This window comes from Providencia sp. NPDC089933 (assembly GCF_049545585.1).
GTDB lineage: Bacteria > Pseudomonadota > Gammaproteobacteria > Enterobacterales > Enterobacteriaceae > Providencia > Providencia huashanensis.
In genome coordinates this window covers 23,387-37,897 of sequence record NZ_JBMWDT010000009.1, presented here as the reverse complement: position 1 = coordinate 37,897, position 14,511 = coordinate 23,387, and the positions used below count along the sequence as shown (strand labels likewise).

Annotated in this window: 12 protein-coding genes; 6 read left to right on the top strand and 6 right to left on the bottom strand. The window is 39.0% G+C overall.

Annotated features, from left to right (window positions below; translation table 11 throughout):
• Position 1: 1 nt before the first annotated feature.
• From ACPEH5_RS13630 to ACPEH5_RS13620, 3 genes are all read right to left on the bottom strand, one after another.
• Entirely contained in the window at positions 2 to 280 is a 279-nt protein-coding gene (locus ACPEH5_RS13630; RefSeq protein WP_281111162.1) for a phage holin family protein, read from the bottom strand.
• Positions 267 to 647 (bottom strand): putative holin, encoded by a 381-nt coding sequence (locus ACPEH5_RS13625; RefSeq protein ID WP_281111161.1) that lies wholly within the window; start codon positions 645 to 647, stop codon positions 267 to 269. Before ACPEH5_RS13625 ends, ACPEH5_RS13630 begins: the two co-directional genes overlap by 14 nt.
• Positions 648 to 741: 94 nt before the next feature.
• Positions 742 to 3,561: a hypothetical protein gene (locus ACPEH5_RS13620; RefSeq protein ID WP_423727046.1), complete on the bottom strand. Its 2,820-nt coding sequence runs from the start codon at positions 3,559 to 3,561 to the stop codon at positions 742 to 744.
• Positions 3,562 to 3,708: 147 nt separating this feature from the next.
• On the opposite strand from ACPEH5_RS13620, the gene ACPEH5_RS13615 reads away from it, so the two are divergent.
• From ACPEH5_RS13615 to ACPEH5_RS13590, 6 genes are all read left to right on the top strand, one after another.
• Complete coding sequence (locus tag ACPEH5_RS13615; RefSeq protein WP_281111159.1) at positions 3,709 to 3,960, top strand: hypothetical protein; 252 nt, start codon at positions 3,709 to 3,711, stop codon at positions 3,958 to 3,960.
• Between the two features lie 184 nt (positions 3,961 to 4,144).
• Positions 4,145 to 4,657 (top strand): hypothetical protein, encoded by a 513-nt coding sequence (locus tag ACPEH5_RS13610; RefSeq protein ID WP_206275994.1) that lies wholly within the window; start codon positions 4,145 to 4,147, stop codon positions 4,655 to 4,657.
• Complete coding sequence (locus tag ACPEH5_RS13605) at positions 4,638 to 5,228, top strand: type II toxin-antitoxin system YafO family toxin (protein ID WP_206275993.1); 591 nt, start codon at positions 4,638 to 4,640, stop codon at positions 5,226 to 5,228. The genes ACPEH5_RS13610 and ACPEH5_RS13605 overlap by 20 nt, the downstream gene beginning before the upstream one ends.
• Positions 5,229 to 5,332: 104 nt before the next feature.
• A complete protein-coding gene (locus tag ACPEH5_RS13600; protein WP_348638186.1) occupies positions 5,333 to 5,599 on the top strand; it encodes an ash family protein in 267 nt (88 codons plus the stop codon).
• Complete coding sequence (locus tag ACPEH5_RS13595; protein ID WP_281111157.1) at positions 5,596 to 6,336, top strand: ORF6N domain-containing protein; 741 nt, start codon at positions 5,596 to 5,598, stop codon at positions 6,334 to 6,336. The genes ACPEH5_RS13600 and ACPEH5_RS13595 overlap by 4 nt, the downstream gene beginning before the upstream one ends.
• A gap of 340 nt (positions 6,337 to 6,676) precedes the next feature.
• Positions 6,677 to 7,111 carry a type II toxin-antitoxin system YafO family toxin gene (locus ACPEH5_RS13590; RefSeq protein WP_281111173.1) on the top strand — a complete coding sequence of 145 codons (435 nt, stop codon included), beginning with the start codon at positions 6,677 to 6,679 and terminating at the stop codon, positions 7,109 to 7,111.
• 222 nt (positions 7,112 to 7,333) lie between these two features.
• Here the strand turns inward: ACPEH5_RS13590 and ACPEH5_RS13585 are convergent, their stop codons facing one another.
• From ACPEH5_RS13585 to ACPEH5_RS13575, 3 genes are read right to left on the bottom strand one after another with little or no spacing between them, the layout of a single operon-like run.
• Entirely contained in the window at positions 7,334 to 8,149 is an 816-nt protein-coding gene (locus ACPEH5_RS13585) for a hypothetical protein (protein WP_115113517.1), read from the bottom strand.
• Positions 8,150 to 8,173: 24 nt separating this feature from the next.
• Positions 8,174 to 11,575 (bottom strand): hypothetical protein, encoded by a 3,402-nt coding sequence (locus ACPEH5_RS13580; protein WP_281111156.1) that lies wholly within the window; start codon positions 11,573 to 11,575, stop codon positions 8,174 to 8,176.
• 8 nt (positions 11,576 to 11,583) lie between these two features.
• The gene (locus ACPEH5_RS13575; RefSeq protein WP_281111155.1) at positions 11,584 to 14,508 is read right to left on the bottom strand and encodes a hypothetical protein; all 2,925 of its coding nucleotides are present in this window, start codon (positions 14,506 to 14,508) and stop codon (positions 11,584 to 11,586) included.
• Positions 14,509 to 14,511: the final 3 nt, after the last annotated feature.

The window sequence follows — 14,511 nt, the reverse complement described above, 5'->3', positions numbered from 1 at the left end:
ATCACCCCACTTTTTTAATTAACTGCATGACATTGCCGCGCTTAGCAAACAGCGCAGCGCAAAGGAAAATATTAGGAATTAAGTTTTGAATTCCTGCCTGATAGCCAGGATCGAGATAGGAATAGACTGGTACCGATATTGAGTACCCTAGAAATGCATAAGCCAGCCAACCACCAAGCTTGCTGTAGCCTTTACCGTCTCTCACAAAGTAAAGACCACGCAAGAACATAACTAAACAAACAAATGCATTAGTGATAAGCATGAATTTATCGTACGTCATGGCCGTTACCTCCTTTCGGAATATCAGCTTTCTTGTACAGTTTGATACTGAGTTTTACAGAGAGAAGCGAGGCTACGAATGCCCCAAGAGCGTCAAGGCTATCAATGTTATAAGCGTCAGGTTTAACACCGATTAACCCGGTCATTGAAACGAAGATGGTAGCGAATGGACTAAAGAATAATAAGCCAGCCGCTAAGCTGAGTAATGCTAATACTGAGCGAGTTGCTAAAGAGAATTCTGTTGCTGCTGTAGTGAAGTAAATAGCGCCAAGGATAGCCCCCATTACAACCTCTGGGGGCAAGCCTGAAAAATAGCTTAGAAATGATGTAAGGCCTAAGCCTGTAACTGCTGCCTCATTTTCATTCATGTGTAGCACCATGGTTGAGAAATAACCATGATACTACAGCATAAAAAGATAAACAAAAAACCAATTAAGAACAACCAATCCTACTCAAAGTTTGTCAAGCCGTCGGTTCAAACTTACTTCCGTTGTAGTAACCGTAAACCAAACGCTCTTCTGTATCTCCTACCGCGAAGCTTATCTGTGCATTTTTTTCTATTGAATTCCCTGACGCTCTTGCTATTCCTCCAGACAACTCAATGTTTCCAGCGCCAGCTTTAAATAAAGAATTGAGATACATGTGAGTAACACCGCCGCCTGAGTATCTCCCTGCGCGTATCCTTGATGCGTTGTGACACACTATTCCTTTTCCGTTTCTTCCTTCACCTGCAAATCCATCAACATTCAAAGTATCACAGCTATTTAGTGTTAAACTAAAGCTTGCGGGACTAACAAATACTGCATCAACTATTGAATTATTAAAAGTGAAGTTAGCCGTATACCCCGTTGTTGCTTGATATATATCTGCAATATCAACGTTTAGTGTAATACCCGTTCTTGCAATAACCGCAGATGGGATTGAGGATGGGAAGATGTTTCCAGTGACTTCAACAGACATATCCCCGTAAAATCCTGTCGTAGCTTGACCAGGTAAGCGGACGGGGTTAATTCTTACAACGCCAGAGCCCGCTGGTATTCTGACATTTAAATCGACAATTTTAATGAACTGAGGCAGCTTTCGACTGAATGTCGTTTGACTCGTTGGATATCTGAATAACTCAACAATATTCACCGTTGGTGCAGCATTATTGTTCGCAGAAGCTGTTAGTGACCCTCCATTGATGATAATTCTTCGTGGGTAAAAGACTTCCCTACCAAAATCGATATTATCTGCGTGCAAGCGAACAATGCCCGTTTCCGCATCGGTCAGTGCTAAGTTTCCGCAATTGAGTTCAGGATTGTCAATAATGATATCGCCAACCCACTCCGAGCCGTAATCCGCTCGTAAATCAATTAATGCGTTCACGTATCCCGCAGCACCACCGATACCGACGCAAAACTTTTTACAATCTCTCGCTATTAATGTGCCTCTGCCTGAAATTTGAATGGCTTTTTCTTTAAGAGTGCAACGCTCTGCTGTAAAGTTAAAAGCTTGTGCATGAACTCCCACGCGAGCGCATGTAATGTCAGTAGCAAAACCATCACGAATCGTATTACCGTCCATTAGCCCCCAATCTCCCGCCCCGTGATAGTTCCTAGCTCCTTGTCGTATCACTGAGCCGCCAGAAATCCCGTATGCACTTGCTGTTTCGAAGTGATTACTATTGTCTACTGCAATTGCATCTAAGACATTGTCTCTACAATTGTGTGGCTCAAAGTAAGTAACAATGCGATTAACAGTGCTACTGTCTGTTCTTTTGACTCCGCTTGCGTTAACAGTTACATCATTGCGCGTTGAGTAAATAAATGATGCAATCAGTGAGTTTCCGATGGTGATAGATGGCGCATTAAATATTAACTTGCTTTTTTCAAGATGATTAACAACAACTGAAACTTGTGTTGTCATTGTATAGATTAGTGGATGACTTAGTGTGCCCCCTTTCCTGACTTCGACAATATCGCGCTTATAAACGGGTGAGTTTCTATCTCCATTTCTGTAAATATCAACATCTTTCGAGTTAATTGATACGACAGCGTTTTCGTAAATAGCTAATTCTGGAACAACAGTATTCCCATTGACAAAATTTTGGTTATTAACATTCGCTTCGATAAGATTCACAGTCGGCTTGACGTTGAACATCTTGTTAATATTTAAGCTATCATCGAAAACGAACTCTGAGCCCTTCAAATCAACATCCGTTTTTACGCTGACTTCAACGGGTTTAGATATACGAAACTTACCGCGATTTTGTTTTAACTGTACTCCAAGACGGTTGGCTACTGAATGAGCACGTACTATTGCATCCTCTGACGGCTCTACACCCGTGATGTCTGCGCCAGCGATTTCATAAGAAATATACAGTTGGTTATCCAGTACTTCTCTGACAAATCGACCGCCACCAACTGGCGCTATAATCATCACTCCGTCATCAGTATCTGTATTTTCAGAGTCATAGCGAAAGAAGCCGCCGCCATAGCCTTTGCATTCAATATACGAATCAACAAGCACTCGAGCGCCAGTGTTTAGTGATAATGCATTGTATTGTCTGAGCTCGCTAATTGAGCCAAAAGAACCAATCAATGAATGACCAGTAGATTTATTTAACTGATTCAAAACATCTACCGCACTACCACTGGCAGGGGCAACAACAACAGGTTTTCCATCTTTATCAAACGTAAGCACATTACCAGCGCGGTCACTAGCCTTTGGCAATACTGCAATATCCATATCATCAACACGTAATAAGCGCTTTTCACGTTTCAATATCGTGCTATTAACACCGTTTATTTCATCATTCAACGTACCTAAATCAACGGCATCACTATCTTTCTTAGGTTTTCCCAAGTTCGAAATTCTATAGCCTTTGGCATCGAACCAGTTAGCTAAAATGCTTGGGCGCTTTAGAAATAATGACAAGCTTCCCCATAGGCGCTGCATAAGCATTGTTAGGTAATCAAATGCATCCTCATGCGTTTCAGCAAAGAACTTACTTTGATTACGGAGTGAGGTTTCTTGTGTGATTGGAATGTCACGGGCAATGCTAATTTTGTGCCCGTTGGCAAGCGGTTTAGTTAAGATTACCTTTCCACCAGCCGACTTGTTAGCGCCTGTTACGGTGTAGTCAGTGCCTAATCGCAACGTTACAACATTATCCCCGTCAGCATCTGACGTGATAACACTCAATTGGTTTGCTTTAAAAATCCTGAACTTATAATCAAAATCGGTTGTTACACCGTTTCCTGTATATTCATTACTGCTGATTTCAGTTGAAACAGTCATGGCTATTCTCCACTCGGTTACGTTGGTGTATGATAGCCATTAAAATTCATTAAAGGAATATTGTTTACTTTTAAATATAAAAAGATAAACATTGATAATGATTTTTCAGTTACTGTATAAGCTCCTTAAATCACATAGGTAGTTAATATGAAAGATGTAATTAATTTCCCAGCACCCGATAACTATGCAGAAAAAGTTAATACCGAAACTGGAATAAAGGAGTTGATGAGTAAGTCGAATGTAGAAGAACTACTAAGAAAACTGGACAGTGAAGGATGTGACGTGAGCGCGACACTCATTGAAATTACAGCAATGATGAATTATATAAATCTTAGTTTGAAGATTAAAGAGAACATCAAGACGCATATTGAATATATCGTCAGCGAGTTAAACAAGTAATCGTTTAAGAGTGAATTAAAGCACCTATACGGAGGTGCTTTTTTATATTGCTTACTTTTAATGCTAAATATTTACCATTCTACTATTTATCATGTACAATTAACCTACATGGTTAATCTATATTTTAAATAAAATGGAGTTTACCTCTCCGTACTTTGAGCAAATAGTGCAAGAGGATATACATATGCCACACAATAAAATGTCAACTCGCAGGCATAAAACTAAGATAAAAAATCATCACTCTGATGTATTTAAGTCTACCGCTTCTGATTACACTCAAGAGTGCGAAGATTACTTTCGCCATTACTATAGCTGCCTATCAAACCACTCGAACGAGGAACAAACAACGTTTTTTGGGCAGAAGTATATGGGTTATGGCAAAATAAATGATTGTGAATCTGATTTGTCAATAATCCGTGAAATCTACGCAGCATTGTCTAGTTTGAGGACATTTACCTCGGTTCCATTGCAACATCCTTATGCAAGCCATTACGAGAAATGGCAACATGTTGTTCCAGCTTTAAACCTTACTCATCGTATCAATCAAATGATGGCTAATGAAAAAACGGCAAGGCTTGTTTATGACCGAAGCTCAGAGAATGCACCAAAATTCTCAAAAGAAAAATTAAAACAATTCACATCTTATTTTCACAATGCAAGGAATAGCGACGATTATTATGATATCGCAGACGATTAATAATACTCTTTATATTGGCGCAGTAAAAAGGACAAAAGCTTTTAAGCTATTATGTGACTTAGATTCTGATGTGGAATTTATTTATCGTGAATTTGAAAGATATTGGTTAACTGGATACAGAAAATCTTTTGGTCATGATGAGTTATTTGTTAGAACAAAAGAAGTTAGTAAAAGTCATTTTCGACATGTGCATTATGATTCTGGAAATTATATAAAAGAATCATCAAGAGTTAATGTTAATGGAAAAAAAAGCAAGTGGGACAAGTGGGGTGATTTTTGTGCACTCTGTAATCACGACCAATGGAATAGAAAACGATATAAATACAGCTCACCAACAAGTGATGCTTTTCTCATATATTTTGTATCATCAGAGAGATGCGCGTATGTTGTAGAATTTATTGGTGATTTTGCTCACAATGAAATAGACAAACAAAGCACCTTAGATAAGTATGAAAATATAGCGTATCAGTTTTATACTAGGCTTGACTTCATCCCGATGCCAACTGATGAGCATCGTTTTGATGATAAATGGCTACTGAGTAACCAACAAATTCAGCAAACGGGAACCTAGTTCCCTCTTCTTTTCACCCTTCGTTTTGTTTATCTTTTCGTTTATCCACTCAAATAAAAAATTGCCATAACATAAACAATTAGGTAATTTACATCTTCTAAATTTTGCGCCATAGTGAATATACACCAGCAAATTCTGGTGTCGGGATTGGCGTCCTGAATAACATCACCATGTCGCGTGACCGCGCTTGCGGTTTTTTTATGTGCAAAGCATTGCTACACCTTCTCAATGGTGGGCTGTGCGGGGGCATCGAAAGATGCGCCGGTTTATGCGTCATGGTGTCCGGTTACGCCAACCCTGTACAGTTCACCACCCAACTGATTGGCGTCAGCGGTGGTGTTAACCTAACAGATGAAGGTAAAACACTATGACAAATTTAGATATTTCCATTTCTCATGTTTCACATCTCCCATCTATCGTATATAGCGATCGACCTGTAGTTACTACTGAATCATTAGCTAATTTATATGGCACCGCATCAGATTATATTCGTAAAAACTTTAACCGTAATTCAGGTAGATTTATTTCTGGAAAACACTTTTTCTTACTTGAAGGCACTGAGCTTAGAGAGTTTAAGCACAGCATGTCTTTAAGACCTTCTGTGAAAATAGCGCGTAATGTTCGCTCGTTAATGCTATGGACTGAGCGCGGTGCGGCTCGTCATGCAAAGATGTTAGATACCGATCGCGCTTGGGATGTTTTTGAAATTCTGGAAGATAACTATTTCACCAAGTACAGAGATACAAAGCAATTAGCTAAAGGCATTCCACACAATGCTAGCACCGCAGAACTGATCGCGCTGGTGGACGAGTTACAGAAAGTTATTCATGAAGGTGAGTTTATTCCTGCAGGCCATGCCCTACCAGAATACAGCTTCCCTAAAACCCGTAAGCCACGCTCTCGCATTCTTGAGGACTTTATCAACAACCCAAAAGAAGATGTGCTCCACCAGCTTGTAGCGTGGCTAAAGAAAGATGGTCATAACATGGAAGATGCCGAACGTGTGTTAATGCACATTCGTGATTGCATGATGGATATGGCTAAAGCTATTAATACTATTCAAACCCATGCGCAGTATATTGATTCAACTGTTAGTAAGTTGCTGTAGATGTGACAAAGCCCCTTAACTGGGGCTTTATTGTTTATGTATCAGGCAATAATTTACCAATCTGTATAGCTATATTTTTAAAATAGGTGCATAATGACGTTAACCAAAGAGGTTAACTAATTATATCAAATATGGATTACCGCCTTACAAATAGGGGTACATATCATGAAAAATCAAACACCTGAAAGAAAAGAACGTAAAACTATTAGACGTTCTGACGAGTATAAGAAAGCTATGTCTGAGGCTTTCAAGATGGCAGCTCGTGAAATGGATAAATTGAGATAATTAAATGGGATTTAAAGTAACACGCAGTCTGCATGTAAGTACTGTGTTGTCTCACATGATAAATACAATTGGTCCTATCGCTGAATCATTTATCACCGACTTCGAAGAGTATAAAAAATTGTGCGTAGAATTCGGTGATACTCCAATCCCGCCACATCATGTCCAACTTGCACATCCAGCACATATCGAAACCATTGGTAGGGATAAGCGCATGGAGAGACCTAGAATCGCATTGCATGAAGAACTTCATCATGTTCATTTATGGCAAGATGGTTCTAACTGGGAAGACGATAACGAAGGCACTTTTGTGCAATGGAATAGCACAAGTGATTCTTTTATTGTTTATTCTTACTTCAAAGATAAAGACAATGATCATCATTTTTATGTTATAGACTTAGTGTTTGACCAAGCTCACACAATCATAGAAGACAAAGAGCAAGTTTTAAAATGGGTTGAAATGGCAAAAGAATTTAGGCTGGAAAATATTTAACTCATGTAAAGCCCCTTGCGAGGGGCTTTTTTGATTGAATAAGCTACAAACGAAGCGTATCACTTGATTAAATAACCCTCACAATCAGTACTAGCCCGAATATAATAAGCCCAAACCACGCCATGGCCCGCAATTGAGGCTCCATGCCAGATCCTTTCTTATCAAAAAAATATGAGTAAATCAGAAATAACGCTGACAGTATCACGATGAAAACAATCTGGTTCATTTTCTTTTTTTGTTCCTATTATCGAGTACTCTTGTTATTAAATCATCTCTTTGATATTTAATAACATTATCAAATGTCCCTTTTTTAAGAATATTAAATGTAGATTCTTGTAACTTAAAATCTGTTATATTTTCATCAACAATAATCTTACATGTAATCGCATCTGACATGTTTCTTAAATTTGTTTCACATGAATGAATTATCCCATCAGCTATATCAGAAGCAGTAGATATACCATCATCTAAATTGTCTATTCCATCATAAATACAAGAGGATAGTACTAATTTAACGGCTTCTACATAATCATCAGATGCACATCTATCTACATTTCTAGCGAGATCTACAGGTTTAGGGTTACTCTCAGCAACAAAATAAGCCCATATATCTATATATTCAATATGGCTAGGATTATTAAAAAAAACTTCAAATGGAGATTTTTCCCCATCAGGTATTAAGTCTAACTTAACATTGTATTTTAAGAGAAGATTTTTCCATTCTTCGTTAATGGACTTATTTTCATGAGGCCATTTTCGAGAAACAACAACTGGCAGTGCATAATTAGAACCTCCAAGTGATGGAGTCGCACCATTATCTAATAGTTTCTTCGCTACTCCTTGGCAATTTAGCACGTAAGATGCATACAACCCATTCCAGAATGCACCTCTGTAATAATCACCTTTATCAGGCTCTGAAAGTACAATAGCCTTGTCTAACTGCTCACATGTTTTGCATCGATCGAAATTATTGCTATCACATTTTGAATAAGCAAAGCCACTAATCGAAAGCAAAAAAAACGTCAGTAAATATTTCATAACTATCTCTTAAAGTTAAATTAATTATTTCAGTTGTTCTTCGACTTGATTAAGCAACGGCGCTACATACGGTAAGTTCTGTAATGGGAACAAACGCCTTATTGAACGCGCCCTATTCTCATCGAATTCACCATTTAAGACACCTGATACGATATTTTTTATGTCGCCCCCCATATCAAAGGTAGGCCCCAATAAAGCACCAATACTATTACGACTTTGGTAACGTGATGATGGAGGTCCACCAAACAATGCACTCATCCCATAAGTACCACCGCTTAAATTTTCAATCATATTATTGGGTTCATTAAGCCAACCCATGATCCCAGACCAGTCTATACCTTCTTTAATTAGATTTGCAGGTGAGGTATCAATATCCCTACCAGCTAGTTTAGCCTTAAGAATATATACAAGTGAACCTAATGATATTTGCAACAATGCACCATAATAGAATGATAGATCCCCCGCCTGAATACCAGACACTAAAGACCTATTATGCGCAGCAAAAAAGAAAGTTTTAAACTGCATCACAATCTTACCCACTTCACTGCTCATAAATAGAGGTGTATCACCAATACCAGGAGTTGTAACGGTTGTCCTTACATCTTTTAATATCGCACCATTGAAAGCCTCACGAACTACGCGATCATCCCACATGCTACTATTGCCAATATGTAACCCATCGATATTTTCACCATGTTTAGCAAACTGCTGGTGAATACGGCCTAACATACTTTCATCAATGCCAATATGAGCTAGCTTAGTTAATTCCTTTTTGCTTAACGTTTTACCATTGGCAACATCTTGAGCAGCCCTAAGTATCTTTGACTGGGTGACTGTGCCTGACCACATTTTCATATAATCAGTCCATTGATTCATGAGTGTGAAATTACCAAATTTTTGAGACAATAATTTCAAGCCATTTTCTAGGGCACTACGACGATTAACAGGATCATTTAAATCAGCCATAACTTTTGTGCGACTAGATAGAACAGTATCAAGACCTACCCCCATTTCACGCAAATCAGCCTTAGCAATCTTCATTGCATTAATATCTGTCATCATTTTACCAAGCGGCTTTAACGCACTACGTAAGCCATGCTGCATGATAGGCCTAACTAAATCGGGCAATGACGATAAAGTCATACCACCGAGTAAACGAACAAAGTTAAGATCCCTAGCAACCCTGCCAGCACGGATAAAAAATGAATTAGGGTCTGATGGTGCTTTATAAGTGCCACGCAAGCGATCACGCATAGCAACCAAGTTCCTTATATCTGACACCCTTCTCTTTTCTAATTTAGCCCTTTCTTTAGCAGTTTTAGCATTAGAAATTAATGCTGCATAATCTTCATCTAAAGCCTGAAACTGAGCTTTCATATCCACACTACCAAATTTAGATGTAAGCTCTATTTCAGGTGCCACTTGCCGTATGTAATTTTCCATCACATAGTTTACGTCCGATTCTAAGTAATCCTTGATTCGATGATCGGGTATGTTTAATGTTCTTTTCTTTGTAAATCCAGCCCTAGATACCAAACCATCAGGAATTAAGTCTGACGAAACAATACCGCCCGGCGAGCCGATAATTTTATTGATGATATCATCCGCTGCTGCGTCCGCCTCCTCTCTCGCCATTGGCTCCATTCTCTTTAAAGCTGCCTGTCTGCGCCGATCAAACCTAACAAGAGAATTAGCATAACGAGTCAGTGTTCTATGCTGGTTTCTGAACTGACGCGGCTTATCTAAAATATCCACACTTCGTTGTAATGTCGGTAATTTTTTCTCAGCTTCATTAATGCGACTTAACTTTCTCTCTAATTGTGCCTGCTTTTTAGCTTGTGTCTTATTTTGATTGTCTAAATTTTTTAATTTATTTAACTCTGATGTGGTGGTATTTTTTTCAGCTATCAGCTTTCTGTTTTTCTCTACCTCATCCATTAAAAGTTGTTTTTTACCGGACCAGCGTTCGGCTTCCTTTATTTCAGCGTTTAACTTTTCTGCTTGTGGTGCAGATGTTCTAGCTCGTTCTATACCAGCATCTGCCTTAGCTAAACTAGCCTCAGCCTTGTTCACTGCCGACTGATTAACTTCCATAAGCCAATTAGATATTTCTGAACGAAACCCAAGCCTATCGCTCATTATCTTGTCGAACTTATAAATACGTGGAAAGTAGCTTTCCGCTGTAGATACCTTCACATCTTTATCTAATATGCCTAATTCAATCATCCTATCTTTTGTTGCTTCTACTATTGGCCTTACAGATCTTGCAGCTTCCGCAATTTCAGGTATAGCGTGACGATCGCCATTTCGCATAGCATCACCAACCTGTTCACTAAATTCAGTAAAACTAAGCTTTTTATCATTAAATGTGCCACCAGCTTTTTTAAATCGAACAAAGCTATCTTTAGTTGATTCAACTTGTTTGTAGATTAAGGCTTCATAACCACGGACTTTTGTTTCAACCGCAACAGGTGTTGCTATCCCATCATCATTCTTTTTGAACCTAAAATTACTTTCTGTAAGCTGTTGGTTCATTTCACGAGCAACTTTAGACGGCGATTGAGCCACACTACCAACAGGACTAACACTGGTAGTTTTATTGATAAAAGAAGGCCCCTTCATTGCCTCTTGATCTAATGTGGTGGTAGGAACTTCCATAGCACCCACGCTAGTATTTTCAGCAATATTATTTGGAATATTTTGTGGTTCAACTTGTGGTTCACCAAGTATGTCATTTTTAACTTTGCTAACTAATTGACCTCTATTTTTTACCAATTGAGCCGCAGAACCAAGAAGACCGCCGACCAAAGCATCAGTACCAATATTAAATAGGCTTTCTTCAAATGTTCGTGTTTTTTGTGTAGCAGATAGAGCGACTTCCGTTATTGTTCCTGCCGCTGCATTTGCAGCAGCAAATTTACCTGCAGTTTGAAGTAGAGATCCTCCTTTCACTACTGTTCCAAAAGATGTTGCCATAGTCACCCAGTTTACAGGGTCTAATAGGTTCATAATCCCACTGGTTATTGCCCCAGCAGCACCAGCCTCGTCCCTAATCTGTCTATCGTTTACTTCCCTATTAATAAGTTCTTTTATAGCCATGGTTTCCTGTGGTGAACCTGAATAAATAAAGCGGTCTACATAATTTTCATAGCCTGCTAATTCAGATTCATTTTCAAATGGATTGTATCCTTCAACCTCCTCAAAGTGATTAAATGGTGTGAATGCCAGAAGGCTACCAACAGAGTTATCTACGCGAAAAGAAGCCCCCCTCGCCTCTGATAACAATTTATTATCACTAAATGGATTGAATGCTTCATACCAATCAGGCAATTTTTCATCACCAAATTTAGGCTCAGGCTGTGGAATATTGTTAGTTTCAGCAGAGAAAAAAGAATCATCATTATCGCTGTATTCATAAATTGGCATAAGAGACCTCACTTATTATTTTTTAACATATCGTTTACAGTCTTCTCAATTGAAGAGAACGAAGGATTATTCTTTCTTTCATATTCCACTTGCTCATTGAGCTTGATTCGTCTTTGTTTCGCCTCTTCCTCTCGGAGTTTTTTATCTGCTTTACTTTGTTCAATGTTTTTAGCTGTTCTTTCAGCTATTTCTTTTTGGGTCGCCTCATTATCTGGGATGTTCTGATCCATTAACTCATTTGCTAAGCCTTCATAATATTTTCTGTCGGACTGATAGTTTGCTCTAACACCATCCGCCCTAGCGGCTTTAGCTTTATTTTCTGCAATTAAATCTAGATACATAGATGAGCTTTGCTGATCAGGCTTAAAGCGCAGTGGCAAACCATTTACTCCATGCATTAGTTCAGGCTTAACCACACCTTCTTTTGATGTTCGCTTAAGCATAATTCCGTAACTAAAGTCTTTTGCTGTTGTAGCATCTGCGAATAAAATAAAATCATCACCATCAGCCATACCACCAGTTACTAACGGCTTTAATGTTTCTTTTTCGTCCTGCCACTGAGATAGAACCCAGTTACCAGCATTGCTAGAATTAATGCCATACACCGCTTCTGGTGCGTATCTCATTAATTCTTCTTTACCGTTTAATTCGGTAACTCCCCATTTTTTCTTTATTTGTACATCAGTGATTGATTTTGCTACTTCTTCATTCCCACCAACATTAATAAAGTTTGCTTGATATGCAGTTCTATAATCCGCGATATAACCCCACATTGGGTTATTAGTATCTGCTGTGCTTGGTATACCAAAATACCAAGATGGAGACATTGAATTAATTGTCTTTTGTGCGTACTTATCAACCTTAGAGCCATAGTCCTTTGTTGTAGTTACATCCCTGATTAGTTTTTTCTTTTCCTCTGATTGCTCATATACTTGTGAATAAGCAAAGCTTACCGCTTCATCTTCTTTCATACCTGCAGATGTTAAATCATAAATAGTTTTAAAATATCCACCAGATTTACTATCCATGTTAGCTAAAGCGGCAGGATTAGAGTCAAAAACTTGCCCATACATTTTAGCCATTGGAACTACAATAGATGAGTCTTTAGACATTGAAGCAGCAGAAAAATAGGAGCCAACACGATCAGGTATCATTCCAGTATCGCTCATAAACTTGGCTGTTTCATTTAAACTATCTTGGTTTGTAATACTAAATGACGGAAATATCTCACGGTCAAAAGCAGTATTAACGGCTTCTTGTATATTTTTATTATTAGGGTCTAATGGGAATTTATTACGTCTAGCTGCCGCAACTTCATTAGTAGCTCTGATTTTATCTTGCTCAATGATATTGGCATTTACCCACTTATTAAATTTATCCCAGCGCTGAATTTTGAGTTTATAATCAGGGTCATCTACGCTAGGTTTACTTTTCTGTACTAAGTCATACTGTGCGTCTGGTGAAATATCTTTAGCGAAAGCCATGAGTTCCGCATACCTTTTAGCGTCTTGTAACTCTACATATTTCTTTTGCCCTTCATATTCGCCATTAGCATCAATTAAACGATCACGACTCGGAGCATTAGGCGCATCCTCACCGCGCTCATATGCTGCAATAGCGTTATCAAAATCATCATCTGTGATTGCCTTACGTTCTCTCTGTTGCTCTTTCTGTGCTGCATTACCCTGCTTAATAAGTTGGTATTGCTGAACTGGTGTAAGCATAGGCCACCAAGGGAAACCGCCGCCTTGAGCCTTGCGTATTTCAGGTTGATATAATGATTTATCTACATCAGGCAATCTAGTTAAGCCAAGCGCTGCTTGAAGTCCAGTATTGACCTGATCATCAGTAACACTGTGCTTTCCTTCTTGCGCCATGATTGCGGTTGTGATGCTTTTTAGTGTGTCAATATTGGTTACATCGATAGGAACGTTAGGATCAACACCCATGCGTTGAGAAACGAAGGCTATATACCCCTCAGTGTTATTACCATCTTTCTTTGGCGCCCAGCGGTTGATGATTTGATTTATCGTTACAAACCCTTTGTTTCTATACGTAATCAGGTTTTTACCAAGTGCTCTAACACCGTGCTCAGGTGATGCAAATTGAACAAACTCACCATCATCACCTATTTGACCATCCCAAATGTTATCCGATATTCTCAGGTTACCGGGGTTATTATTTCGACCACCGCGACTATCTTTTATGTTGCCGGGCACACGCATAGAGCCGCCAACGTCTGAGGGTTCACCTATAGCGCTAAGAGCCTGAACAGGCGCACTGGCCATATAGTTTTGAGCTGCGCCCCATGCTGCGTTATTCCTCAGGTTATCAACATTGGCGGCTATTTCTTCTTCGCTAACGCCACGTGAACGGCTGTACTCAACGTAATTGTGTTCAAGTAATGCAACATAGCTATTAAAAGCTTGAGGGTTTCCATAGCTCTCATGTGCTTTTTTAAGGTTGCTTTCTTGCATGCCTTTATTGGTACTTGATTCAAATGATTGAATTTCTCTGAGTTCAAACATTTTCGCCTGATTGTGATACTGGCGCCCAAGTACATTACTTTGTTTTAGGAAATCCTCTCTTGCCTTGCCTTCTGGTAATGTTGCATATATTTCATTCGCCCTGATATTTATGTTATTAAGCGTTTCATCGGACTGCCCCATAGCATTACGACCAAGCTTTGTGTATAAGCCTGTTTTAGGGTTATTCATCAAGTCGTCTGAATATTCCTGCAGTTGCAATAAACCATCTTGCGATAGGGCTACATCAGCACGCTGTTTCATTTCGGCAAACACGCCAGCGTATTGCTCCGCAGCTTGCCCCAAACCAGCGCCAAAATGTTCAGGGCTGGATTGAACATTAAGGCCATTATTTGGTAGAGGTGAAGAGCTAACCTGTTGTTCTTTATATGTTGGTACTATTGGCATACG

Coding starts and splice junctions, on each gene's coding strand:
- ACPEH5_RS13630 (WP_281111162.1), bottom strand. CDS start 280: ATGACGTACGATAAATTCATGCTTATCACTAATGCATTTGTTTGTTTA.
- ACPEH5_RS13625 (WP_281111161.1), bottom strand. CDS start 647: ATGAATGAAAATGAGGCAGCAGTTACAGGCTTAGGCCTTACATCATTT.
- ACPEH5_RS13620 (WP_423727046.1), bottom strand. CDS start 3,561: ATGACTGTTTCAACTGAAATCAGCAGTAATGAATATACAGGAAACGGT.
- ACPEH5_RS13615 (WP_281111159.1), top strand. CDS start 3,709: ATGAAAGATGTAATTAATTTCCCAGCACCCGATAACTATGCAGAAAAA.
- ACPEH5_RS13610 (WP_206275994.1), top strand. CDS start 4,145: ATGCCACACAATAAAATGTCAACTCGCAGGCATAAAACTAAGATAAAA.
- ACPEH5_RS13605 (WP_206275993.1), top strand. CDS start 4,638: ATGATATCGCAGACGATTAATAATACTCTTTATATTGGCGCAGTAAAA.
- ACPEH5_RS13595 (WP_281111157.1), top strand. CDS start 5,596: ATGACAAATTTAGATATTTCCATTTCTCATGTTTCACATCTCCCATCT.
- ACPEH5_RS13590 (WP_281111173.1), top strand. CDS start 6,677: ATGATAAATACAATTGGTCCTATCGCTGAATCATTTATCACCGACTTC.
- ACPEH5_RS13585 (WP_115113517.1), bottom strand. CDS start 8,149: ATGAAATATTTACTGACGTTTTTTTTGCTTTCGATTAGTGGCTTTGCT.
- ACPEH5_RS13580 (WP_281111156.1), bottom strand. CDS start 11,575: ATGCCAATTTATGAATACAGCGATAATGATGATTCTTTTTTCTCTGCT.
- ACPEH5_RS13575 (WP_281111155.1), bottom strand. CDS start 14,508: ATGCCAATAGTACCAACATATAAAGAACAACAGGTTAGCTCTTCACCT.